Source organism: Achromobacter pulmonis (assembly GCF_902859765.1).
Classification (GTDB): Bacteria; Pseudomonadota; Gammaproteobacteria; order Burkholderiales; family Burkholderiaceae_B; genus Achromobacter; species Achromobacter pulmonis.
Genome location: NZ_CADIJV010000002.1, coordinates 46,017 through 70,327, shown reverse-complemented (window position 1 = coordinate 70,327; position 24,311 = coordinate 46,017). Strand labels below are relative to the sequence as shown.

Genomic DNA, 24,311 nt, shown 5'->3' with positions numbered 1-24,311 from the left:
CCCTGATTGGGGAATACGCGGGCAATACAGTCTTCCCGATGGCCGCATTTCCTGGCATTCCCCTGAACAGTCGTGGCTATAATTCCTTTCTTTCAAAGAATAAGACTAATTCTTACTTCGAATATGATTGGAATGGAGTGTTGATGGTTGCCCGCCCGTTGTCTCGCTTGCGCCTGGTGTTTCCCCGTGCCCGGCATGTTCCCTTGATCGTCTTCGGACTGGGCGTCGCCACGAACGGCGCCGCCCAGTCCGCCGCCGCCGACATCCAGTTGCCCGCGGTGACCGTCACCGGCGCGGATGTCGAGCAGACCGCCACCGGCCCGGTGCAGGGTTTCGTCGCCAACCGCGCCGTCACCGCCACCAAGACCGACACGCCGGTGATGGAAACGCCGCAGTCGATCAGCATCATCACGCAGGATCGCATGACCTTGCAGGGCGCCCAGTCGGTGCAGCAGGCGGCGGCCTATACCGCGGGCGTCACCGCCGGCGCGTTCGGCCCGGACAACCGCGGCGATTCGATCAAGATCCGCGGCACCGACTCCACCCAATACCTGGACGGCCTGCTCAACGCGGTCGGCTCCTACAACAACACCCGGCCCGACCCGTACGCGCTGGAACGCATCGAGATCCTGCGCGGGCCATCGGCCATGCTGTACGGGCAGGGCGCCATCGGCGGCATCGTCAACCAGGTCAGCAAGCGGCCGCAGCCCGAGGCCATGCGCGAGATCGGCGTCAGCTACGGCAACCACAACCGCAAGCAGATCCAGGCCGACCTGACCGGCCCGATCGATGCCGACGGCAAATGGCTGTACCGCGTGGTGGCGCTGGGGCGCGACAGCGACAGCTCGGTCAAGCACGTCGACGACGACCGCTATTTCATCGCGCCGTCGCTGACCTACCGGCCCAGCGCCGCCACCTCGTTGACGCTGCTGGCCAATTTCCAGAAGGACAACACGGGTTCGATGGTCGGGTTCTTTCCCTGGCGCGGCACGCTCACCAGCACGCCCGCCGGCCGCATCCCGCAGGACTTCTTCGTCAGCGAACCGGATTTCGACAAATACACCGCGCGCCAGAGCGCCATCGGCTATCAGTTCGAGCATGCCTTCAACGACGCGGTCACGGTGCGCCAGAACCTGCGCTACACCCACAGCGAAGTGGACTACCGCAGCATCTACACCGCCGGCTTCAACGGCGCCGGCCACGGCTGGGTGCCGGGCAGCGATACGCTGCTGCGCCGCGTGATGTACCAGAACCAGCCGACCCTCAAGCAGTTCGCGGTCGATACCCAGGGCCAGTTCAAGTTCCAGACCGGCCCGATCCGCCATACCCTGCTGACCGGCATCGATTACCAGCGCTCCGTGCTGGATGCGCGCCAGGGCGTGGGCGGCACGGTCGCGCCGATCGACGTGCACAACCCCGTGTACGGCAACTTCACGCCGCCCACCGGGACAGTCAACGCGCCGACCTCGCGCGGCAACCAACTGGGCCTGTACATGCAGGACCAGCTTGAATGGGAAAAATGGCTGCTGATGCTGGGGCTGCGCCATGACCGTTCGCGCGCGTCGGTCGACGACACGCCTTCGGGGTCGCGCGATGACAGCGAAGTGAGCAAGCGTTTCGGCCTGATGTACCGCTCCGAGGCCGGCCTCAATCCGTATCTGAGCTACTCGGAATCGTTCCAGGGCCAGGCCGGCTTCAACCGCTCCAACCAGGCGTACAAGCCGCTGCGGGGCAAGCAGTGGGAGGTTGGCCTGAAGTACCAGCCGCCGGGCGAAAACCTGACGGTCACCGCCAGCGTGTTCGACATGACCGAGAAAAACCGCAAGGTCGCGGGCGTGGTCAACGGCCTGGCCGACACGGTGCAGGTGGGCGAGGTGCGCACCAAGGGCGCCGAACTGGAAGCCCTGGCATCGCTGGGCAATGTCGACCTGGTCGCGACCTACACCTTCCTGGATGCCAAGGTCGCCAAGGGCACGCCGGCCGAACAGGGGCGCCAGTTGGCCAGCATTCCCCGGCACATGGCGTCGTTCTGGGCCAACTACCGCTTCAGCGTCATGGGAACCCCGGGTTTCCTGGCGGGGGCGGGCGTGCGCTACAACGGCAGCAGCGATGACGGCACTGGCCACAACGGCGTGCCCGCGGTCACGCTGTACGACGCCGTGCTGGCCTACGACGCGGGCCCCATGCGCTTTGCGCTGAACGTCACCAACCTCTTCGACAAGCAGTATGTGGGCACCTGCCTGGCCCGCGGCGATTGCTTCTTCGGCACCCGCCGCACGGTGGTCGGCAGCGTGACATATCGATTCTGATCCTGATGGGCGGACGCGCGGCCTAATTGGGGACTTATTGCTTCCCGGCGGCCGCGCCTCCGTCACATTTTCGCGGCGGATTTGCCCCTAAAATTGCGAACGCCGCCGCGATCGCCTGGCGTGCCCCCTCTTTCCGGCCGAGATGCACGTCGATCTCCTCACCCTTTACTTCATCACTATCGGAACGCTGCTGGCCAGTGCCGGCCTGACGTTCTGGGAGCATCGGACCCACCCCAACCGCAGCCGTTCGCTGGGCATCCTGGCGGCCGGCTTCGCCACGCTGGCGGTGGGCTGTATCTGCGCCTTGTTCCGCGCCGACATGCCGGCCGCGATCGGCGCGCCGCTGAGCAACCTGGTCATTCTCGGCGGCTATCTGCTGGTGCTGAACGGTGTCGCCTCGCTGAACGGGCGCCATTACCGCAAGCGTTCGGCGGGCTTGCTGGTTGTCATGGCGCTGATCTGGCTGGCGGCCGGCGTGCCAGGGCAGGAGCGGGTCTGGAAATACGTCAGCGCCTTGCCCATTGCCATCGTCAGCGCATTGACCGCGTGGGAACTGCTGCGCTGCGATTCCATGCGCATGCTGAAAACCCGCAACTTCGCCGTGGCGGTGGCCGGCGTGCACGCGCTGATCTATTTTGGCCGGGCCTTCCTGCTGCCCTGGTGGGTCGCCGTCGACGGCCCCTCGGTACACCTGCTGGCCAGCAACATCACCATGTACGAAGGGGTGTTGTATTCGGTGCTGCTGCCGATGACGCTGATCAAGCTGATCCGCGAGGAAACCCATGTGCAGCTGGTGCACGAGTCGCAGACCGACTACCTGACGCGGCTCGGCAACCGCCGCTGGTTCTTCGAGCAGGGCGCGCGCCTCATCGCGAGCAACGCCGGGCGCGAGCCTATCGCCGTGCTGGCCTTCGACCTGGACCATTTCAAGGCCATCAATGACCGCTTCGGCCACCACACCGGTGACCTGGTGCTGGCGGCGTTCGCCACCGCGGCGCGCGACGTGCTTGGACCGCAGGTCATCCTGGCGCGCCTGGGCGGCGAGGAATTCGCCGCGCTGCTGGCGGGCGATGACGCCCGCCGCGCCCACCCGTTGGGGGCGGCGGCGGCGCGGCGCTTCGCCACCGGCGTCGCCAATCCGGCCGACGGCCTGGGCATCGCCGCCACGGTCAGCATCGGCCTGGCCTATTTCGACGAGGACGTGCCGCCGCTGGCCGATGCGCTGGCGCGTGCCGATCTGGCGCTGTACCGCGCCAAGTCGCTGGGCGGCAACCGGCTGGAGGCAGCCCTGGAAGTCGAACGCGCCGCCGCGGATTGAATCGAATGCAAGCTGGCGAGGCGGCCTTGCCGTTCGCCATCATGGCGCACAGGGGCCGCGCCGTTCGCCACGGGACGGCGCCTTGCGGGCCACTGCGCTATTGCCCGGGCCGCCAGGACTTGCGCCGGCGGCTGCTTGGCTTGGGCGCCACCCCCAGCCGGGGATCGCGCGCCAGGGCCAGCGTCACCAACTGCGCGGCCAGGGTCTCGAAGGCGGCGTCGGTCTGCGGCAGGTAGAGCCACTTGCCCAGTTCCGGATGCGGCTGCAGGCCCGGCAGTTCGGCCCGCAGCGCCGCTTGGCGCTCGTGCGAGGTACACACCATCACGCCATTCCAGGGTTCCTCGCGGTCGGCCACCACCAAATACAGCACGTCGTCCAGATATGCGGCATCGCAACCGAACATCTTGCGGCGCAGATAGCCGGGGTCGCGTTCCAGCGGGTCCAGGATCCACAGCAGCGAATTGGCGCGGGCGGCGCGTCGCTTGGCGGGCGGCGCGAACAGGTCGGAACGGGGAGACATGAAGGCAGGGCGTGATCGGCAACAGGTCCAACGGTATCAGACTCCGCGGCGTGCCGGTTGGGAGCACAATCGGCCTGTCCAGGATACGCACAACCTGGCCGGACTTCGGCCCCCCCGGACTACAATCCCGCTCCAAGCCCTGGCGCCCGGACGATCCGGCATCCGCCATCGGGCCAGCAGTGGTTTGCGCCGCCGGCCAGGCGGCGCCTGGTATGTCGTCTGTACGTGCAGCGTAGACAAAGGTCCCCCGATGCGTCTGAACCAGTGCCTGAATTTCCACGACTTCCGCCGCATGGCGCGCCAGCGGCTGCCCGGCCCGATCTTCAACTACATCGACGGCGCCGCCGACGATGAAACCGCCTACCGCCGCAACACCGGGGCCTTCAAGGCTTGCGACCTGGTGCCCGACGTGCTGCGCGGCGTGGCCGACGTCGACATGTCCGTCAGCGTCATGGGCCAGAAGCTCGCCATGCCGGTCTACTGCTCGCCCACCGCGCTGCAGCGCCTGTTCCACCACGACGGCGAACGCGCCGTGGCCGCCGCCGCCGGCAAGTTCGGCACCCTGTTCGGCGTCTCGTCGCTGGGCACCGTCAGCCTGGAAGAGGCGCGCCGCATCAGCGGCGGCCCCCAGGTCTACCAGTTCTATTTCCACAAGGACCGCGGCCTGAACCGCGACATGATGGCGCGCGCCAAGAGCGCGGGCGTGCAGGTCATGATGCTGACCGTGGACAGCATCACCGGCGGCAACCGCGAACGCGACAAACGCACCGGCTTCGCTATCCCGTTCCGCCTGAACCTGGCCGGCATCGCCCAGTTCGCCCTCAAGCCCGCCTGGGCCATCAACTACCTCACCCATGAGCGCTTCCGCCTGCCGCAGCTGGACGGCCACGTCGACATGGGCGGCGGCGCCATGTCCATCAGCCGCTACTTCACCGAAATGCTCGATCCTGCCATGACCTGGGACGACGTCGCGGCCATGGTGCGCGAGTGGGACGGCCAGTTCTGCCTGAAGGGCATCATGTCGGTCGAGGACGCCAGGCGCGCCGTCGACATCGGCTGCACCGGCATCGTGCTGTCCAACCACGGCGGCCGCCAGCTCGACGGCTCGCGCAGCGCCTTCGACCAGTTGGCCGAAATCGTCGACGCCGTCGGCGACCGCATCGACGTGATGATGGACGGCGGTGTGCAGCGCGGCACGCACGTGCTCAAGGCCCTGGCGCTGGGGGCCAAGGCGGTGGGGCTGGGCCGCTACTACCTGTTCCCGCTGGCCGCCGCCGGCCGGCCCGGCGTGGAACGGGCGCTGGAGCAGATGCGCGTGGAGATCGAGCGCGCGATGAAGCTGATGGGCTGCCGGACGGTGGGCGAACTGCAGCGGCGGCACCTGCGGTTCCGGTAGGGCGGCGGGCCGGGCGTATTTGCTACAGTCGCGGCATTGCCCGATCAATGAAAACGCCTGCCGGCAAGACCGGCAGGGTTCAGATAGTCAGCGCTCCGGAGTCTTCATGCCTGTTCGTGCCCGCCTGGCCGCTTCGCTCGCCACCCTTGCGCTGCTTGCCGCGCCATCGGCCCGCGCCGCCGCGCCGCAGGCCGAACTTGCGGCCGGCGCAACCGCCTGCGCCTTCGGCGCCTGGGCCAACTATGACAAACCGTCGATCACCGTGCATGCGGCGCCCGCCGCCACCGCCAAGGTGCTGGGCCGGATTCCCACCCGACCGGCGGCCGGCGAGCCCGAATACGCCTACAGCGTCATCTTCGACGTGCGTCAGGCGCAGGACGGCTGGCTCAGGATCGCCAACGCCAGCGACGCCTATAACGAGGAAGAATATCCCGACCTGCCGCCGCGCAAGGTCTACAAGGGTGAAGGCTGGATCCGCGCCGATGACGCGCGCGTCGGCATCCAGTCGGCGCGCGGCTATCTGCGGCCGGACGCCGCCAGCCAGCGCGTGCTGGACCTGGGCAGCGACTGGCTGACCGAAGTAGGCAAGGTCCAAGGCATCCGCGCCTGCCATGAAAACTGGGTGCTGCTCGATTACCTGGTGGACCGCAAGCGCTCGCCGCAGGACGAGATTGTCGCGCGCGCCCAGGGCGAACAACTGGCCGGGCGCGCGTGGTTCCGGGGGCTTTGCGATGTGCAGGAGACGACCTGCGATATGAAGTCGGTGGATCGGTAGGTTTTCTCCCGCTCTGGGAGTCCGCAAGCGCTCGCGACGCCTTTTCCCGTGGTTGGAGAAATATTTGATTTCCACCCCTAAACTGATTTCGAGCCGGGGGGATAACTTAGGAATGTAGCGGCGCGAAAGGCGCGCCGCGTGTGCTTGCCTGGTTTATCCATGTCCCGCGAAATCCAATGGTTGTGGCCCACTCCGATCATGCATTACAACCTGCGCGAAAGCGGCCAGGTGGAAGCTGGCCTGCATGACGCGCTACAGGCGTTCTCGGAGCGCAACCAGAGCCGCCTATTGAACGACGAGAGGCGCTCGGCCACGCTGGAAACGCTTCGGTGTATTTCGATCTCTTCACGGCACGGCTCCTATTCCATATGGTGAAATCATGCCGGATTTCTCTAATTTAGATCGGTACTAAAAACTGGGTTAGGGTCAGTTGCACTGACCGTCTGAATCCACAATCGCTAAAAATGGGGGGATTACCGCTGGCGCAGTTGGTTTAAGTTCAACGGGGCTCGGCGCGGTAGTGGCCGCGCCTTTGGCGCTTCACGGTGGCGATAACATCGGTGCGGGATTGAACCGCATCTTCAGCAATGGAGATGGCACCACATTGACCTATCAAACAGCATAGGAACTTACGGGTTCTCCTTTGATTGCTCGGGGCGTAGATCAAGCCATTCCCTTTGTCGGCGGTGTGGCATCCTTGGGCCAAGGGCTCCGCTTGGCGGAAAACCGTGTCTTAAATAACACATCCTATCGCGCATTGAATAGCGCCGACGCGAAATCACAGGAAAGCGGAGTGGGTATCCAGGGAAAGGCGCTTAACAGCGATTGGACTGCTGAACAACATGTGTTGAACTTTGGTCCGGGCCGGGGTGGTGCTCTATTTTGAACAGCCCTTGGACCTCGACTACTCGAGATTTCGACGTTACAGTGGGGTACGGCAGTGGAAACGGCATTGTTGCAGTGAATCTCAGCCGTATACCCGCAGCAAACCAGGTCGAGGTCTGGAGGGGCGCGGTTCGGTCGAATATATAGGGTGAATCGATGGCCTATCATCGTTCCATCTGGGCCGAGGAGGTAACCGTATTTCGGTCAATTTCCTCGCAGGCCGTCTACACTCCGATGGCCCCATTGAACCAAGAGCAGTTAGCCCCAATCATGCGTAGAAGCTTGCTCACCGGCGGGATTGGTACATTTAGATCTGGAGAAAATTGATGAGTGGTATTGAAGGTGTGGCCGCAGAGTTGCGGAGTAGTGGGGCAGAACTGGTGATGGCGTTGCAGTCCACCAAAGAGATTAAGCAGCAGGCATTCGAGCGTCTGGATAGGGCTTCCAGGGAGTTAGCAATATTGTTAAGGGGGGCTGAGCAATTGCCACGCCAGATAGTAAATGATCTCTATATCACTGCAAAAATTCTTGAGAACGAAGCGCCTTATTCGAAAGATAACGAACTCGTGCGTCAGATGGCATACACGCTTTATAAGACCTTCGATATAATTCTTCTTGGAGAGTCCCATGATGATTATCGTCCGGGCATACCAAGGGTTCGGTAGTGCTGTATATGGGGGGTTGGCGTGGCAGACTACGTTTAACAGGATAGGATTCGGTGCGGCTTAGTTTGTGTGTTGTGATATTTGCATTCTTTTGGTGCAATAAATAAAACCCCGACTGGGTGTTGCGTCGAGGCTTTCGGGCCTGTCCGTGATTTTTTTTGCGAGGCATATCATGAGGACTGAAGATCATGGGTATGCTGTACTGAGACAGTATTCACCTGACAGTTGACCACGTTGGGGCGTGGTCATACGACCCCAAGCCGGGTTATGAAACGGGTACCCCTACTTGTTGCATGATCCGGAGAGTACGTATGACCACGGAAGAAAAGTGAGCCTGTCCGTATTTTTGTGGGCGAGGCGTTTTAAAAGTTGTTATCCCAGCCCCGCCGCAAACCGTTCGTCGAACAGGATAGCAAACTTGTTCATTGCGACTTTCCAGTCGAAGGTCGCCCTCACGGACTTGGCCAGCACATTGCGTAGCGCCAGCCATAGGAGAGCGTGATGTGCTCCCAAGCCCGCTGCCAGGCAGCGACGATCATAGGCTACTTGGTTCCCCAGGGCCCATCGGCGAACGTTTGCAGCGCCTGCCCGGCCGCTTGTGCGTTGGTGTATTGACCCAGCGGAACCTGCTCAGGTTAAGCGGCTAAAGCAAATGCCTCAGCCGGTGTCTTCATGCCGAGCGCTTGGTGTGGTCGTCGGTCGTTGTAGAGGCGTATCCAGTCGCCGATCACGCGGCTGGCATGTTGGATCGTCTCGAAGCGATGCCGATGCACGCACTGCTCTTTGAGCGTGCGGATCACACGCTCGACCATACCGTTCTGCTGAGGGCAATGCGGCGTGATGAACTCCTGGCGCAACCCATAGCCGCGTACCAGTGCGGTGTAGCTGCGCGACGTGAACACCAGCCCATTATCCGAGCGCAACAGAAACGGCATCGGCACGCGGCCCAACGTCCCGAAGCGCGCAATCAAGGCATGTTCCAGGGCGCTACCCGCGGTGCCGGCCTTGCCGCTGCGAGACAGGTGCCAGCCTAAGAGTTCGCGCGTGTGGCAGTCGATCACCAGCGCCAGCGTTGCCAACCGTCCCGGCCAGCCCACATCCGGCACATATCCGTGGACCAGCGCTCGTTAGGCATCGTTGCCACCGATGGCAGCGCCTGTATCCGCGGCCTGAAGCCGATCGGCCGCTTACGAACCTGCCAGCCCATCAGCTGGAACACGCGCTGCACGGTGTTCTTGTTGAACCCCAGCAGGTGCGCGACGGTCCGGTATCCAAACGACGGCGACTCCTTGATCATCGCCTTGATCGGCGAGGCGAACTTCGGATCAACCTTCGGCGCGGACTTCACTGGCTTGTAGTACACCGTGCGGCGCGGCACACCGAACCAGCGGCACAGCTTGGCGATCGAGACGGTGATGCCGTCGGCTTGCAGTCCCTGGTGGATCGTCGGGGACGCCGAGTCTCGATCACTTCTCGTCCTCGCCCAGCAGGGACTGCAATTTTTTTCTCGCGCGAAGCTCCAGCATCGCCTCGCCGTAGGCCTCTTGAAGGTCCTTGAGCTGGCGCTCGTACTGCTCGCGCACGTCCTGTGGATTGGCCCGCAAGGCATTCTCCATGCCCCGCTTGCCATCGTCGACCCACTGTTCGACCTCTGAGGGCGACAGGTCGTATTGGCGGCTGGCTTCTGCGACGGTGGTCTTGCCTTGAATGATGTCCAGCACTAGCGCGCTCTTGCGCTTGGCCGTCCAGCGTTTGATGTCGTCTTCCATCTTCATGCTCATCGTCAATTCCCTCGATTATGACGTGAGCAGGTTTTCACTGGGTCATTACACGCCATTTCTCCGCTAGAGAAGCTGCGTCTACAATCGTGCACGAGGCTACTCATCAGAATGGTTTCTACAAAGGTAGGCCACAGAATGCGCAATTCTCGGAATATCAAGCTTTCAGAAATGAAATGTTATTTCAAAATGGGGTGAGGCCTTCGCTTGCGGAACGATTGGAGATATGGAATGACGTTCAATCTCTCTATCCACATTTGCCGCAAGGAAAATATCCATTCGGAGTTAAACCATGAATCTCATAAGTGCAAAGAACATGTCTGGTGATGAAGCGATACAGCTCATAAGGCAGGGGCAGCAATTGCAGTGTCCTGTATGTGGGGAGATTTTAAAAACCGTTCCCGAAGAGTGGAAGCCAGGGATGCCCTTGCATGGTCTTCAGTGTCCGGCTAATTTCGAGCACTATATGCTTGTTATCGAAGATGAAAATGCTATGAGAGAAATGCGCAGGCGGATGGCTGCGCGCGCCAAAAAATCTTAGGGACTATATTTGCGCGGATTGACGTTCTCCCAAAAAACGTGGGTATCTCAAAACTAGAGTAAGGTCGCTTCAGGCTCTTTTTGAAGAAGGAGCAGGACGCGATGAAGAAGTCACGCTACACCGAGGCGCAAGTGACATACGCACTGCGCCAAGCAGAAGCCGGTACGCCTGTATCGGATGTTTGCCGCGGATTGGGGATATCAGAGGCGACGTTCTACAACTGGAGGAAGAAGTACGGCGATCTTGCGGCTAGCGAGATTCGTCGGCTGCGCCAGCTTGAAGAGGAAAACGCGAGGCTCAAGCGGGTTGTGGCCGACCTGACTTTGGACAAGCATATTCTGCAGGACGTGATCCGAAAAAAGGTCTGACGCCGATACGCCGCCGGGAGGTGGTTCAATGGATCCTGGACGTGCATCAGGTAAGTGTCCAGAGGGCGTGTCGGCTGGGTCAATTTTCCAGCGGCAGTTGGTATCGCAAAAGCAGCGCGCGAGATCGGTCGGCATTGCGGATGCGCATTCGAGACATCGCGATGAGCAGACCGAGATTTGGTTATGAGCGGATTCATATCCTTTTGCGCCGAGAAGGTTGGTAGGTCAATCTCAAGCGAGTCCATCGCCTGTACCGCCTGGAAGGGCTGCAGGTTCGGATGCGCGTCCGCCGCAATAAGCGGTTGAGTCTGCATCGGGGGCCCGCACCGCAAGCAACAGGTGCTGGGCAGCGCTGGAGCATGGATTTCGTGCATGATCAATTAGCTGACGGGCGAGCGTTTCGGGTGCTGACCGTCGTGGATAACTGGAGCCGTGAGAGTCCCGTGTTGGAGGTGGGTTTTCGGCTAACCGGTGACAGCGTGGTTCAGGCGCTCGATCGAGTCGCCAAGAGGGTTGCTTTGCCGGCCAGTATCACCGTCGACCATGGAACAGAATTCACGTCCAAAGCACTGGATTTATGGGCTTGGGAGAACAAAGTGTTGCTGGACTTCACTCGGCCGGGCAAACCCACAGATAACGGCCTTTACGAGTCGTTTAACGGCCGGCTACGGGATGAGTGCCTGAACGCGCATGAATTCCTATCGCTTGAGCATGCGAAGACGGTCATTGAAGCATGGCGTGCTGATTACAATGACCACCGACCCCATGGCTCGCTCGGCATGCTGACCCCGAGTGAATACGCCAAAACACAGCAGGTCAGCCTGCCTGAGCCGACCGAATTCTAGTTTTCAACTGCTGCGAAACGGGGGTGACGTCAGGCCTGACCACTGCAAAGTACGGTCTCGAGATGGTGGACGGTATGGTTGCACGTCCGCTGCGGGCCGTTGTGAATAGAAACCCAGAGCAGATGGGCGAAATCGCTGCGGAATTGGCTTTGGGCGGCGTAGCAGGAAAGCTTGTGAAGGGCGGCGCTAGTATAGCCGGGGATGCGATTGTGGGAGGCGGGCACTGGGTGGGCGACGCGTTGGCGAATCGCGTCGAGGGCACTCTTAGTCGGCAGGGGTTGGCACCGAATTTGTTGCCTAGTGATTCGAAGTTTTGGATTGGTGCTGACGCTGTTTCGCCGAATGCTCTTGATATGTTCAGAAGAACTGCCAATCAAGGTGCGTTCGCAGATTTGCCGGTCACCATGGATTTGAGGACGGTACATCGATATGCAGAAGATGCTGGTGTTGGTCTGACCGGAATCAAGGTTAAGATCCTACGCGATGAAGGCTTGGTGGGCAGAGGAGTTACTGGTTTTGCTCATCCCAATGGCAAGACGCTAGAGTTGTATCCCGATGCGTTTAGTAGCCCAGAAGAATTGGTCCGCACCCTTGGTCACGAAAGAACTCATTTATATCAGGCTAGAATTTTTGGCCGTCCTAATGGCTCGGTCGAGTTGAATTTAAATGAGAGAGCGGCTTATGGGATTGAAGACTCTTTCGTTAAATACTGGCGTTTGAATGGAGGGAGATAATGCTTAAAGACTGGTTGGATTTGTATAAGAAGATATATGAAAATGCGAGTGATGCCGGACCTTTAATCTGCCCGGAGTGTGGGTCCACTTCTGTGGATTTTCAGTATGTGGGTGATGGGGGGAGTCGTATAGGATATGTGGCGATGTGGTGTGTGAATTGCAATAAAGGCGCAAACTTATCTCGGGTGGCGATACCGCCCGGTGCCCCTTTTCTTTCTTTCGATGCCCCAATTCAAGACGTGGCTGCTCGTATTCCTGATTTCACGCAGATTTTGGTTTGAAAATGTCTTTGATTGGTTTTTTGTTGGGAAATTTTAATAAAGAATTTCTGCCTAAATTTTTATTATCGGTGCCAGTGCTGGCAAATGAGAGATCCTCATGTAGAAGGGGGGCGGTGCTCGGTGGGAGTGCCTGAGCTGTAGTGAGACAGTATTGAACTGACATCGGCCCCCAAGCCGGCGTTTTCTCAAGCAGCCTCGGCGAACACGTCCTGCGGAGCGGGATGCTGCGTCTTGCCGGCATCGAACATCTTCGCCGGAGTTATGCCTGATCTTGCTTAGTTGCATGTTCAAGTTCTCGATGGCGTTGGTCGTGTAGATCACGCGCCTTGTGTTCGGAGGTAAGACGAAGAACGGCGTGACGCTCTCCCAGGCTCGCTGTCAGGCCGCGAGGATCGTTGGGTATTTGATTCCCCAGGGCCCATCGGCGAACGCCTGCGGCGCGTGCTCGGCCGCTTGTGCGCTGGCGGCAGCGTAAACCGGGTGCAGGGCGGCGGCCACGCCCTTCAGGCCGTCGACCACGGCGATCAGGATGTCCTAGCACCCTTGGGTCTTGAGTTCGTTGAAGATCTTGAGCCAGAACTTGGCCCCCTCGGTCTGCTCGACCCACAGGCCCAGTACGTCGCGCTTACCATCGGCCTGCACGCCCAGCGGCAAGTACACCGCCCGATTGCTGACCCCGCCGTCGTCGCGGATCTTTACCCGCAGTGACCTGCTCTGAGAATTTCGTACCACTGGGTATTTGAGAAAATAGCTTCTGACGCGAGAAGGAAGCGAGATGAAGAAGGCAAGGTACAGCGAAGAGCAGATAGTTCGGATACTGCGGGAGGCCGACCGAGACCCGGTGGCCGACGTGGCCAAGCGGCACGGAGTGAGCGAGCAGAGCATCTATGGCTGGCGCAAGCGTTTCGGGGAGTTTGGGGTGGACGAGGTGCGCCGGCTCAAGGAAATAGAGACCGAGAACGCTCGGCTGCGCAAGCTGCTGGTCGAGCGGGATCTGGAGATCGAGGCGATGAAGGAGGTCAATCGCCGAAAGTGGTGAGCGTACAGGTTCGGCAGGAGCAAGCCCGTCTGGTTTGCTCGCTTGGGGTTTCCCAGCGCCGGGCCTGTACGCTGTATGAAGTGTCTCGTTCGGGTTTGCGTTATGAGCCGAGCAAGGCGAGCGCGGACGCGCCAGTCGTGGCGAGGATGAAGGCGCTCTCGGCCCAGTATCCCCGGTATGGTTATCGGCGGATCAGCATATTTCTGGCCCGGGAGGGGCACACGATGAGTATGTCCCGCGCGTGGCGATTGTGGAACGTGGCGGGGCTGCAAGTGCCCCATAAACGGCCTCGGCGCCGCGTGGCAGCTTCTCGCCCGCGACCGCTGACGCCGGCGCGAGCCAACCAGGTCTGGTCCTATGATTTCGTCTTTGACGCGTGCGCCAACGGTCAGCAGATCAAATGCCTGACGCTGGTCGATGAGTACACGAGGGAATGCCTGGCTATTGATGTGGCCGGGTCAATCCGCTCACGCAGAGTGATCGAGATATTGACCCGCGTCATCAGTGACCGCGGAGCTCCCCGATATCTGCGTTCGGACAATGGCCCGGAGTTCGTCTCGCGCGCCTTGCTGCAATGGATTGCGGATCAAGGCATTGAGACGGCGCTGATCGACCCGGGCAAGCCCTGGCAGAACGGCACGACCGAGAGTTTTAACGGTAAGCTGCGCGACGAGTGCTTGAATATGGAATGGTTCCGGAACCGAACCGAGGCACGCATCGTGATCGAAGACTGGCGCGAGCATTAACTGTCAGGCCGCATTCCAGTCTGGGCTATTTGACACCGCAGCAGGCCGCCCAGGTCGCTGCATCAGGATTACTAACCGAAGCTAAATTCCAAATCCCGGTGGTGTGAAAAATCCGAGCAGGTCAGCGTTGCTGCATCGGTGCTGTCAGGCGGCAAGGCGAACTACTTGCAGATTGCCACTGACGCGTTTGGGAATGCGTTGGGGAATTCGATTGTTTCGGAGGCGACGGATCGAGCTGCGCGTCATTTGACGGAAGAGCAGGATCGAAAGCTGAAGCAAGCACATGCCGAATGGCAAAGGGAAGAGAGAGAGGGCTTCGGTCGACAGAAAGTGCTACTCGCGGCAAACGACGATGCTGGTGGCGATGAGTCGGATACCAGATCAATCACGCTGGAGGCCTTCAACAAAGCCAAGGAGACAAATGCCAGCGGCGTCTTTGCCTTCGGCATCGATCGATATTCGCCTCGCTTTGGTACAACCTTCCTGGCAGATGGTACCGAAATTAATCCGTATGCCCAGCAAGCAGCCGTAGCATTAGGCGGCGGGTTTGCTGTTTTGGATAGTAGTTTGCCGGCAATTACCGCTTCAGGCTTTGATGGTCCCGCCGGGGAGGTAGTGAGAAATCCTCTTGGCTTTGCCGCAGGCAATCTAAAAAGCTTGCGGAATAATAAAGCCGGTTTTGCGGGTGCGCTTTTAATTCAAAGCGCAGTGGGGCAAGCTCAGGCCGAATTGGAAATGAGCGGAGCTTTGCTTCGTATGGATGTTTCGGATGTACAGAATAGGATAAGCGGTGGCGGCGACTACTTGTCCGAACTTATTACCGCCCGGCCGAGAAGCGGTGCGGAAGGCGTTGGTATGATGACAGGTGACGTAACCTCGTTGATGTCTGGTGTTAATGGCTTCCGGAAATCGAGAAGTTGGGAAGATGTTATTTCCAGCTCGATGCGGAAAGATCCGGCATTGAATAAACTTCTTGGGATTGACGATGTTCATAGGGGCTGGTGATGATATTTAAAAGGTTCAATAAAGAATCATTTATCGAAGTTAACGGGATGGGAGGTGCGGCCAAGGAGATTTTTTCTTTGGGGGATGGCCAGATTTTATCTGGAGAGGGAGATTTTTTTGGTGAGGATCTGGTTGCGCTGTATGTGAAGAATGCGAAGATTTTTATACTGGCAAAGAATACAATAGTGGATGTATTGGATTCTTCTTTGGTTGTTAAGTATGAGCATATCGATGGGGGGGTACTCAATTCTATATCTCTGGTGCCGGTGGCTCTGAAAAAATTATTTACGAATCTTGGTGGAAAAAATTTCCTCTTGCTTCCCCTGCTTATGGATATCCCGAGGATAAAGAGCGAGACTTTTGCGCCTTTGTTGTTTATATGATTGGTAATGATGAGGCAAAAGAAAACTACATTAAGGAATTTTCTTAACAAGTTGGCATGTCTGGCTGCGTTTAATTGTAAAAAAGAAGGTAATTTAACGTGCTAGGCTACGTTTAATTCGACAGTATTTAGGAATGCCTGGCCGAAAAATTGTAGTCGGGGTTTTTGTTATGTGCTGAGGTCCGGTTGGGGCAAGCCAGTTATTTACTCTGGTTATGATTTTTTCCTTGCAAGGTCACTGCACGATTCCGCCTGCGTGAAGTGCCCGACGGCTACCTGCGCCATAGCATCGACTACGACGCCAACGGCAACCGCCTGTCCGACACGTATTGGGACAAGGTCATCTACGCCGATGGAGGCACGGCCGCCGGCTTCACCACGGAACGGTACACCTACGACGCCATCAACCGCCTGACCACGCTGCGGCGCGACGGACTGCTGCTGGATGCGCGCTACTATGACGGGGCCGACCGGGTGGTGCTCAGCGGCATCGATGGGTCATTGGGCAAGGCGTTCTTCGACCGGTCGGGGCTGGCGGGCGAACAGCGCCGCAACGTCTACGACGGCGCTGGGCGGCTGTATTCGGCGCGGGTGCTGAAGATGACGGCGGCCGGCCTGTCCGGCGGCTATGCGACGACCTACTCGGGTTACGACCAGGCGGGCAACGTCACGCAGTACCGCATGGACGTGTACGACGGCTCGCCGTACACCAACACCTACACCTACACGCACGCCCGCTACGAAGGCTACCGCGAGGCCACCCTGTCCGGCACCAGCACCGCGCTGGACCCGGGCCAGACGACGTACCAGTACGACGTCAACGGCAACCTGATCGGGGTGGTGGACACCAAGGACAGCAGCAAGAACCAGACGCTGGTGAACGACGCCAGCGGCAAGATCCTGCAACGCGTGCAGAACGGCCAGACGATTCGGTCGCTGGTGGTCAACGGCGAGCTGTTGGGGACGACCGGGCCGGCGGTGGGCGCGGACGATTTCTCGCCAGCGTTCCGGCCGATCGACGGCGGCAACCCGTCGGCCAGCCCGGGTTCGTACCGGATCCAGGCGGGCGACACGCTGCAGAGCATCGCGCAGCAGGCGTATGGGGATAGCCGGTTGTGGTACCTGGTGGCAGAAGCCAATGGTCTTGCCAGCGACCGGGATTTGCGGGTTGGGGCGACGGTCACGATCCCGAACCGGGTGTCGGGCAACCATAACGACTACAAGACGTTCAAGCCGTATGACCCGGGCAAGCTGATCGGGGATACGCAGCCGACGATGCCTGTGCCGAAGCCGGATAGCGGTGGCGGCGGTGGTGGGTGTGGCGGGATCGGGATGATCATCGTTGCAGTGGTGGCGGTGGTGGCGACGGTGTTGACGGCGGGGGCGTTGGCGCCCGCGGCCGCGGCAGCAGCCGGCGCTGCGGGCACTGCGGGAGGATTGGCCGGGACGATGATGACGGGGGCGGCGATTCTCACAGGAACCGCGACCGGCATATCGGGCATGGCAGCGATTGGCCTTAGCGTGGCCGCCGGCGCCATAGGTAGTGTTGTCAGCCAAGGCGTTGGCATGGCCATTGGTGCACAGTCCAAGTTCAATTGGAAGGGTGTCGCCGTCAGTGCGGCGGCGGCTGGCGTGACGTCGGGTGTGGGAACTGGCATGGGCGTTGGCAGCTTCTTCACTGTAAATAACGCGGCGAGTACAGCGGCCGTTGGCGCGTGGGGAATGGCAGGCCGTGCAGTGATGAGTTCCGTCATCAGCCAAGGTATTGGGGTGGCGACGGGGTTGCAGTCGCAGTTCAACTGGACGAACGTAGCGGCCGCCGGCATCGGCGCTGGTGTCGGTTCGGCTGTTGGAGCGCAGGTGTTCCCGAACGCGTCGGATTTCAGTGAACGATTGACTCGTGGATTCGTGTCTGGCGCTGTGGGTGGGGTGGCAGCTTCGGTGCTCTCAGGCGGCAAGGCGAACTACATGCAGATTGCCGTTGACGCATTTGGGAACGCTTTGGGCAATTCCGTACTGGACGAGATGGCTGGGATGTCGGGGCCATCGTCGCAACCCATTAGGGTGAACGATAGTGCAAGGTCCGGGCAGCAAATGCTGGGGTCCTTTGATTCACTGATGCCTGCTTCGTATCGTCCTCAGGGCGAGATGTCCTCCATTCCCGCCTTCCACGATTCGCAGCGAGAGGTGAATTGGGGAGCCTTGCAGGATCCGCCTGCTCAAGCGGATGTTGATGCGGTAGTGGATGCATTTTATCCGCGGGAGCAGAGGAGATTTGGTGGCTCCGTGACGGTGGCTTCGAGTACTGGTTTCGACTCTCAATCAGTCAGTCTGGCAATGAAGGAGTTAGATGCGGCCGACGGTGCGCGCTATGCCGAATTGGTCGGCCTTAAGGTGAATCAGGCACAACTGCCGCGGCCTCGGATCGGCGTGCTATCCGAGCTGGGAGAGCGAATGCTCGGAATGGTCGACATGACTGCCGGCATAGCTGGAGGAGCGGTCGGCTACGTTTACGACTCGGTGTTGACATCCGCAGACGCTGTATCGGGAGGGCGGCTTTCTGCCAACTTCGATGAGTTTGGTTACGCAGTCTCCAGGAACAGGGTCCGCGGTCAAATGTTGTGGAATGCTGGAGAGCGAATAGCTGGTTCCGGATTGCGCCTAGCCACCTTCAATATGGGCGTGGATGAGGCCTACCAAGGAGTCCGCGACTTCTTCCAGATCGACCGCGCCATGCAGCTTGAAGCCAGCGGTGACTATCGTGGTGCGCAGGCATTGTGGGGGTCGATGGCGCTGAATGCGGCGGGTGGTGCGGCTGGGGCGACGCGAATTTTGCCGGGCATCGCTCCTATGACAACGCAAGCAGTGCGAAGCACAGGTGTGGGACTACGTCTTGCGGTTGAGGATTTCGGAGCGTCGCGTACGGGACAGATCTTAGCATCGGCAATTGATTACCGCATGGCGAAGTCGGGCTTCATGCTGAGCGCAGTGCCATCTTCCGCTTCGTTCCGTCTCGGTGGTATTGGCGGAGGGAACTTCCTCCCCGCGTCTGTAGACGCCGCAGCAAGCTATATTACGAATAAATTCCCCAATGACCCTTTCGATTCAAAAGGAAAGATATTTGGGGAAGTGGTCGTGGTAGATGGGAAAGTGACACTCGGCCCAGGGCGGAATGTCCCGACAGCGGCAGATTTTGTGATTTCAACTGACAATAGATTGTTGTTGGGAAGAAGTCACATGACTCTCGCAGATAAGAGGGATGTATTGGCGGCGGGACAGCTAAAAATTACCGGGGATGGCCGGTTGAGGGTCATTGATAATCAATCTGGCCATTACCGTCCGTCGGTGTCTGAAGCAATGAAATTTCCAGAACTGTTCAGAAGGTTGGGTGTGAATCTAAAGGATACAAGATTCCAGGCTTGGGAATCCCATTCGGATGCGGATGGATTTGTGATAGGTAGAACGCTTATGATTAATGAGATTCAAAAGAAATGAAAAATACACCTTCCTTAGTAGAGTTGTCGGACTTTATATACGATGGGTATGGCGTTTCCGAAAAATATGGTGTGGAATATTTGTTGGAATTCAAAAATAGTTTACTGTTGTATGATCCAATTGAAGTGATTTCTCTGCATATGGCTACTTACTCTCATGTTTACGTATTGGAGTTTATTATGGGTGCTCCATACGTGTGGGAGGGGTTTGACTCAAAAAAATGGGTTGAGTTGATGCGGCGAGTCTCTCCTAGACCAGATGCATCGCGTTGTATAGAGGAGCTTGCGGGTTATAGTGATATAGTTTTTTTAAATCGCTTTCTGCGTGTGGATGCGTTAGGGTATTTTTTGGGCGACGAGATGATTTCCGATTTGGATAAGAGCCAAGCGAGATCTTATTTCTCAAAGTTTCCAGATCTTGTGGAAATAAACGATCTCGACAAAGATGACTTGGATGGAGTCTATTTAATGAGCAATGAGGAATTGAAGCGAAGGGCAATGGTCATTTTGGCAGAGGGTGTTTTTAAGGAGTGTAAGTCGAAGCCGTCATCCGATTTTCATTGATTTATGAAAATACGGTGTAATAATGAAGGGGCTTCATATTTTTTGGTCTGATTTTAATGTTTCGCCAAAAGATGGTCTCGCGCTCTTATAGTTTTTGTGGCTTATGGGGTCTAGCGAAAAAAACGGATCGGTCAGGTGAATGATAAAAGTAGGCCGTCAATTTTTTACTGGATAGATTATCCGGTCAGAGTGCTGGGGTGCATCTATGAAGAGCGATGTATAAGCAAGCTGAATAATATTCTTTAAATTAACGTGTCAGACTACGTTTGATGCGGCAGCAATAGAGAAGCCTCGCTAGGTAGTAGTACCGAGGGTTTTTTTTGTGTCAGGAGCGCGGGGTTAAGGGCTGCGGCGCGCGGACTGCTGCTGGACGCACGCTACTACGACGGCGCCGGGCTGACCTGCTCTGAGAAATTCGTACCACCGGGTATTTGAGAAAATAGCTTCTGACGCGAGAAGGAAGCGAGATGAAGAAGGCAAGGTACAGCGAAGAGCAGATAGTTCGGATACTGCGGGAGGCCGACCGAGACCCGGTGGCCGACGTGGCCAAGCGGCACGGAGTGAGCGAGCAGAGCATCTATGGCTGGCGCAAGCGTTTCGGGGAGTTTGGGGTGGACGAGGTGCGCCGGCTCAAGGAAATAGAGACCGAGAACGCTCGGCTGCGCAAGCTGCTGGTCGAGCGGGATCTGGAGATCGAGGCGATGAAGGAGGTCAATCGCCGAAAGTGGTGAGCGTACAGGTTCGGCAGGAGCAAGCCCGTCTGGTTTGCTCGCTTGGGGTTTCCCAGCGCCGGGCCTGTACGCTGTATGAAGTGTCTCGTTCGGGTTTGCGTTATGAGCCGAGCAAGGCGAGCGCGGACGCGCCGGTCGTGGCGAGGATGAAGGCGCTCTCGGCCCAGTATCCCCGGTATGGTTATCGGCGGATCAGCATATTTCTGGCCCGGGAGGGGCACATGTATTGACCCAGCGGAACCTGCTCAGGGGGGCCGCCGCGATTTCGCCAGTGTCCGCCCCAGTTGCTTGCGGCGCCACACCAGAACACCCGTCACCGATAGCATCACCACCACCCACCCCAGCAGGCACGCGAAGATCCGGTAAGGCAGCCCGAACACATGGGCCATGTGCAGCGCCCCCAGCCAGTTGCTGAAAGTGTCGCCCCACGCGCCCCGCGTCGGCAGGTAGACGCCGCGGCGTTCGCCGCTGTCGGCGTCGATCAGGATGGCCGTGTTGCCAACGTGGCGGCGCAGGTCGGCATCGCTGTGCACCAGATAGCCGTAGAGGCCGCGGCGGCGGTCCAGCATCAGCATTTCCTCGCCGTCCACGGTGAAGCCGCGTTCGCGCGCCAGGTCGGCCATGGCGCGGCGCGCCGCGGCCAGCGCCGCCGGCCCCTGCAACGCCGGCGTCACCAGCGGCGTCGGCCGCGCGGGTGCGCCGCGCCAGGACGTGTCGAAGGGCATGATGGTCGACATCACCGGCTGGTAGACCTGGTCGCGCAGGTTGAACATGACGCTGGACCAGGCATACACCAGCAGCAGCGCCCATAGCCACAGGCCGAAGGCGCGGTGCAGGTCCAGGGTGCGGCGCGTCGTCGAGGCGCCGCGCTTGATCAGCCAGGCGGGCCGCCAGCCGCGCCAGAAGCCCTGGCGCCGCGCGCCCGGCGCCGGCAGCGTCAGGTAGAAGCCCACGACGCAATCCAGGGTCCAGACCAGCGCCACCACGCCATACAGCAGCCGGCCCCAGATGCCTGGCAGCGTCAGGTCCAGATGCAGGCGGTAGATGAAGGGCAGCAGGTTCTCGCGTGCCAGCGATGCCACCCCCTCGTTGCGCCAGCCCAGTACTTTGCCGCTGTAGGGGTCGGCGAAGGCATGGGTGGCGGCCAGCGGCAGCGCGCGGCCGCTGGCCGCATCCCGTTGTGGCGACAGCCGGAAAACCACCGCGCGGTCGGCCTCGCGCCGCAACGGCACCTGGTCGACGACGGCCCAGGGCAGTTGCTGGCGCACCGATTCGCGCAGCGCGAATGGGTCCAGCATGGCTCGTCCGTCACCGGGCGCCAGGAACCACTGCGGATTGAGCCACGCATCCAGCTCTTCCTTGAAGGCCAGGATGCTGCCGGTCAGGCCTGCCACGCACAGGAACAGGGCGGTTGCCAGCCCCGCCCAGCGGTGCACGCGCACCCAGAACGGGCGTGCCGCGCCTGCCATCGCGTCCTCAGTACTTCGCGTTCAAGGTCAGCAGGAAGGCCTGCGGCTCACCGAAGACGTTTTGCGAGCGGGGCGAGCTGATGGTGGCGTAGTACTTGCGGTCGAACAGGTTGGTAATGTTGAGCGCCACGTTCAGGTTGCGGCTGATCTCGTAGCCGAACTTCAGGTCCACGGTGGCGAAACCGCCTTGTTCGAGCCGCGCGCCGTTGTACTGGGGCAGCGCTACATACGTGCCGCTTTGCACGTTGACGCCGCCGCCGACGGTGTAGCGATGCCAGTCGCCCGGCAGGCGATAGTCGGTCCAGAGGCGCAGCAGGTGGCGCGGCGCGATGGCGGTCACGTTCGAATCGTACGAAGCGCCCTGGTCCACCCGCGCCTGCAGCCAGGTATAGCCGGCATAGACATTCCAGCCCGGACGCAGTTGGCCATTGACCTGGAGTTCGAAGCCGCGGTTGCGCGTCTTGCCGTTGGCCGTGTACTGGGTCGTGGAGTCGGCGGCCAGCGTGGCGCGATTCTGGTCGCGGATCTCGAATACCGCGAACGAGGCGTTCAGCGCGCCATCCAGGTATTCGCCCTTGATGCCGGCCTCGACCTGCTTGCCTTCCAGCGGCTTGAGCATGTTGCCGTCCGCCGTCGAGTAGCCGTTCTGCGGCGAGAAGATCTCGGAATAGCTGGTGTAGACCGAATAGGTGTCGTTCAGGTCGTAGATCAGGCCCAGGTTCGGCGTGAACTTGCCATTGAACCTCGCATCCTGCGTTTTCTCGGTGGACACGGTGCGCTGGGTGGAGGTCAGATCCCACCAACTGTAGCGGCCGCCAGCCACCAGTGTCAGCGTTTCGGCCAGCCGCAGGCGCAGGCTGGAATACAGGCCCCATTGCTGGGTGCGCGCGTGCGTGCTGTTGTTGAAGGCATAGTCGAGGCGGTCGAAGTCGGAGCGCGGCTGGGTGATGTCGATGCGCGGCGCCCAGGCGGGCGTGGGGTAGCTCCACTCGCTGTCGAAGCGGGAATCGGTGTAGTTGGCGCCTAGCGTCAGGTTGTGCGTGCGGCCAAAAAGCTGGAACGGGCCGTCGGCATAGGCGTCGTAGGAGGATTGCGTCTGCCGCGTCGGGCCCTTGGCCGACATCAGCTGGATCAGGTCATTCGCGGTATTGGCCGGCCCCCAGCCATAGGCCTGTTCACGGTCTAGTTTGTTCTCGGCATAGCGCCCCGACAGCTTGGCGGTCCAGCCGCTGGCCATGTGGTGTTCCAGGTCGGCGAAGGCCTCGGTGGTGGTGAACTGGTCGCGGTTCCAGTCGGCGCCGATGAAGGTCGAGCGCTTGATGTCGGCCAGCGCGAAACTGGGCTGGCCGTTGGCGCCCACCGTCATGGTGGCCGGCAGCGACCACATCGATGCATGGATGTCGCGCTTCTGGTTGCTGGCGCCCACCGTCAGGGTGGTGGCGGGCGTGAAGTCGTAGGCCAGCGCGCCGTACAGCACCGAGTGTTTCTCGTTGGTCTTGTCATAGAAAAAGCGGCGGTCCTGGTAGACCCCGACCAGCCGGCCGCGCAGCGAGCCATCGGCGTTCAGCCCGCCGGTCAGGTCCACCTGCGAGCGGTAGTTGTCCCACGAGCCTGCCGACACGCTGCCCTCGAATCCAAAGGCTTTCTCCGGCCGCTTGTGCACCAGGTTGATGGCCCCGCCCAGTCCGCCCGCGCCGTTGTACAGGCCGGCCGGGCCCTTGAGCACTTCGACGCGGTCGTATACCGCCAGGTCGCTCGAGGACAGCATGCGCCAGTCGTATTGCGTGGGGATGCCGTCGACCTGGTAGGAGGTCATGTCGAAGCCGCGCGAATGGAAGATCGAACGGCTGTTGTCGCGGCGTTCGACCGTGACGCCGGCGGTATTGCGCATGGCGTCGTCCAGCGTCTGCATCGCCTGTTGGCGTATGCGTTCCTGTGTCACCACGCTGACGGATTGGGGAATCTGCCGTTGCGTCAGGGCCGATTTCGAGCCCACGGTGGTGGGCGGGTTGTAGCGGTCCGCGGTCGCATCGGCCGTCACGGTGACGGCCGACAGGGTGCTGACCGACGGGGCGGCAGGGCGGATGATGAAGTGGCGTTCTCCGGTCTGTTGCGCGATCAGGCCGCTGCCGGCCAGCAAGGCCGCGAACCCGTCGGCGACCGAATACGTGCCACGCAGCGCCGGGGCCTGGCGCCCGGCCGTGAGCGACGCGTCGAACGAGAGCGTTACCCGGGCGGTGGCGGCGTATTGGTTCAGGGCGGCATCGAGCGGCGCGGCCGCCTGCTCGAACGCCATGGAGGCGGACTGGGCGTGCAGGGTGGGGGCGAACGCCAGTGCGGCGCACAGCGGCAGAAGGCGGAACAGGCGATAAGGTATGACGCGGGCAGGGCGGGACATGGCGGGTGCGATCCTGGTTCAAACTGGGGTTGTCATTCCCTATGTCGAGCGAGGTCGCCGAAACCCGT

At 60.3% G+C, this 24,311-nt stretch carries 19 protein-coding genes and 5 pseudogenes; 16 read left to right on the top strand and 8 right to left on the bottom strand.

Going from position 1 to position 24,311, the window contains the following annotated elements; translation table 11 throughout:
• The first annotated feature begins 143 nt into the window (after positions 1-143).
• Both HV701_RS01995 and HV701_RS01990 read left to right on the top strand, forming a co-directional pair.
• Complete coding sequence (locus tag HV701_RS01995) at positions 144-2,309, top strand: TonB-dependent siderophore receptor (protein WP_244957751.1); 2,166 nt, start codon at positions 144-146, stop codon at positions 2,307-2,309.
• Positions 2,310-2,451: 142 nt separating this feature from the next.
• Positions 2,452-3,627, top strand: a complete 1,176-nt coding sequence (locus tag HV701_RS01990) for a GGDEF domain-containing protein (protein WP_175131462.1) — start codon at positions 2,452-2,454, stop codon at positions 3,625-3,627.
• A gap of 97 nt (positions 3,628-3,724) precedes the next feature.
• On the opposite strand, the gene HV701_RS01985 is transcribed toward HV701_RS01990, so the two are convergent.
• Complete coding sequence (locus HV701_RS01985; RefSeq protein ID WP_175131461.1) at positions 3,725-4,147, bottom strand: hypothetical protein; 423 nt, start codon at positions 4,145-4,147, stop codon at positions 3,725-3,727.
• 250 nt (positions 4,148-4,397) lie between these two features.
• On the opposite strand from HV701_RS01985, the gene HV701_RS01980 reads away from it, so the two are divergent.
• From HV701_RS01980 to HV701_RS01965, 4 genes are all read left to right on the top strand, one after another.
• On the top strand, positions 4,398-5,543 hold the full coding sequence (locus HV701_RS01980; RefSeq protein WP_175131460.1) for an alpha-hydroxy acid oxidase: 1,146 nt from the start codon (positions 4,398-4,400) through the stop codon (positions 5,541-5,543).
• 106 nt (positions 5,544-5,649) lie between these two features.
• Entirely contained in the window at positions 5,650-6,318 is a 669-nt protein-coding gene (locus tag HV701_RS01975; protein ID WP_175131459.1) for a hypothetical protein, read from the top strand.
• A gap of 159 nt (positions 6,319-6,477) precedes the next feature.
• A complete protein-coding gene (locus HV701_RS01970; protein ID WP_175131458.1) occupies positions 6,478-6,693 on the top strand; it encodes a hypothetical protein in 216 nt (71 codons plus the stop codon).
• Between the two features lie 836 nt (positions 6,694-7,529).
• On the top strand, positions 7,530-7,868 hold the full coding sequence (locus HV701_RS01965; RefSeq protein WP_175131457.1) for a hypothetical protein: 339 nt from the start codon (positions 7,530-7,532) through the stop codon (positions 7,866-7,868).
• 372 nt (positions 7,869-8,240) lie between these two features.
• Here HV701_RS01965 and HV701_RS01960 read toward each other — a convergent pair.
• The 4 genes and pseudogenes from HV701_RS01960 to HV701_RS01950 form a co-directional block, all read right to left on the bottom strand.
• Positions 8,241-8,491 (bottom strand): annotated as a pseudogene (locus HV701_RS01960) (IS256 family transposase); the annotation flags it as partial.
• A 12-nt stretch (positions 8,492-8,503) separates the two neighbouring features.
• Positions 8,504-8,947, bottom strand: coding sequence for an integrase core domain-containing protein (locus tag HV701_RS26685; protein ID WP_236755518.1), 444 nt, complete (start codon positions 8,945-8,947; stop codon positions 8,504-8,506).
• Positions 8,926-9,231, bottom strand: a complete 306-nt coding sequence (locus tag HV701_RS26680; RefSeq protein ID WP_236756380.1) for a hypothetical protein — start codon at positions 9,229-9,231, stop codon at positions 8,926-8,928. The genes HV701_RS26685 and HV701_RS26680 overlap by 22 nt, the downstream gene beginning before the upstream one ends.
• 103 nt (positions 9,232-9,334) lie before the next feature.
• Positions 9,335-9,649, bottom strand: coding sequence for a DUF1153 domain-containing protein (locus HV701_RS01950; RefSeq protein ID WP_033535077.1), 315 nt, complete (start codon positions 9,647-9,649; stop codon positions 9,335-9,337).
• A 289-nt stretch (positions 9,650-9,938) separates the two neighbouring features.
• Between HV701_RS01950 and HV701_RS01945 the strand changes: the two genes are divergently transcribed.
• The 4 genes and pseudogenes from HV701_RS01945 (at position 9,939) to HV701_RS01930 (ending at position 12,415) form a co-directional block, all read left to right on the top strand.
• Positions 9,939-10,187, top strand: a complete 249-nt coding sequence (locus HV701_RS01945) for a hypothetical protein (RefSeq protein WP_175131456.1) — start codon at positions 9,939-9,941, stop codon at positions 10,185-10,187.
• Between the two features lie 101 nt (positions 10,188-10,288).
• Positions 10,289-11,400, top strand: a pseudogene (locus tag HV701_RS01940) (IS3 family transposase).
• 23 nt (positions 11,401-11,423) lie between these two features.
• Positions 11,424-12,134, top strand: coding sequence for a hypothetical protein (locus HV701_RS01935; RefSeq protein ID WP_175131455.1), 711 nt, complete (start codon positions 11,424-11,426; stop codon positions 12,132-12,134).
• Complete coding sequence (locus tag HV701_RS01930; protein ID WP_175131454.1) at positions 12,134-12,415, top strand: hypothetical protein; 282 nt, start codon at positions 12,134-12,136, stop codon at positions 12,413-12,415. The genes HV701_RS01935 and HV701_RS01930 overlap by 1 nt, the downstream gene beginning before the upstream one ends.
• 252 nt (positions 12,416-12,667) lie before the next feature.
• Here HV701_RS01930 and HV701_RS01925 read toward each other — a convergent pair.
• Positions 12,668-13,153 (bottom strand): annotated as a pseudogene (locus HV701_RS01925) (transposase); the annotation flags it as partial.
• A 37-nt stretch (positions 13,154-13,190) separates the two neighbouring features.
• On the opposite strand from HV701_RS01925, the pseudogene HV701_RS01920 reads away from it, so the two are divergent.
• From HV701_RS01920 to HV701_RS26675, 6 genes and pseudogenes are all read left to right on the top strand, one after another.
• A pseudogene (locus HV701_RS01920) lies at positions 13,191-14,307 on the top strand (IS3 family transposase).
• Between the two features lie 58 nt (positions 14,308-14,365).
• On the top strand, positions 14,366-15,205 hold the full coding sequence (locus HV701_RS01915) for a hypothetical protein (protein ID WP_175131453.1): 840 nt from the start codon (positions 14,366-14,368) through the stop codon (positions 15,203-15,205).
• Positions 15,205-15,588 (top strand): hypothetical protein, encoded by a 384-nt coding sequence (locus HV701_RS01910; protein WP_217467943.1) that lies wholly within the window; start codon positions 15,205-15,207, stop codon positions 15,586-15,588. Before HV701_RS01915 ends, HV701_RS01910 begins: the two co-directional genes overlap by 1 nt.
• A 260-nt stretch (positions 15,589-15,848) precedes the next feature.
• On the top strand, positions 15,849-19,082 hold the full coding sequence (locus HV701_RS01905; protein ID WP_175131451.1) for a LysM peptidoglycan-binding domain-containing protein: 3,234 nt from the start codon (positions 15,849-15,851) through the stop codon (positions 19,080-19,082).
• Positions 19,079-19,645 (top strand): hypothetical protein, encoded by a 567-nt coding sequence (locus tag HV701_RS01900; protein WP_175131450.1) that lies wholly within the window; start codon positions 19,079-19,081, stop codon positions 19,643-19,645. The genes HV701_RS01905 and HV701_RS01900 overlap by 4 nt, the downstream gene beginning before the upstream one ends.
• A gap of 467 nt (positions 19,646-20,112) precedes the next feature.
• Positions 20,113-20,597: pseudogene (locus HV701_RS26675) on the top strand (transposase); the annotation flags it as partial.
• 24 nt (positions 20,598-20,621) lie between these two features.
• Here HV701_RS26675 and HV701_RS01890 read toward each other — a convergent pair.
• Both HV701_RS01890 and HV701_RS01885 read right to left on the bottom strand, forming a co-directional pair.
• Positions 20,622-21,845, bottom strand: coding sequence for a PepSY-associated TM helix domain-containing protein (locus HV701_RS01890; protein WP_175131449.1), 1,224 nt, complete (start codon positions 21,843-21,845; stop codon positions 20,622-20,624).
• A gap of 7 nt (positions 21,846-21,852) precedes the next feature.
• The gene (locus HV701_RS01885) at positions 21,853-24,243 is read right to left on the bottom strand and encodes a TonB-dependent siderophore receptor (RefSeq protein WP_175131448.1); all 2,391 of its coding nucleotides are present in this window, start codon (positions 24,241-24,243) and stop codon (positions 21,853-21,855) included.
• Positions 24,244-24,311: the final 68 nt, after the last annotated feature.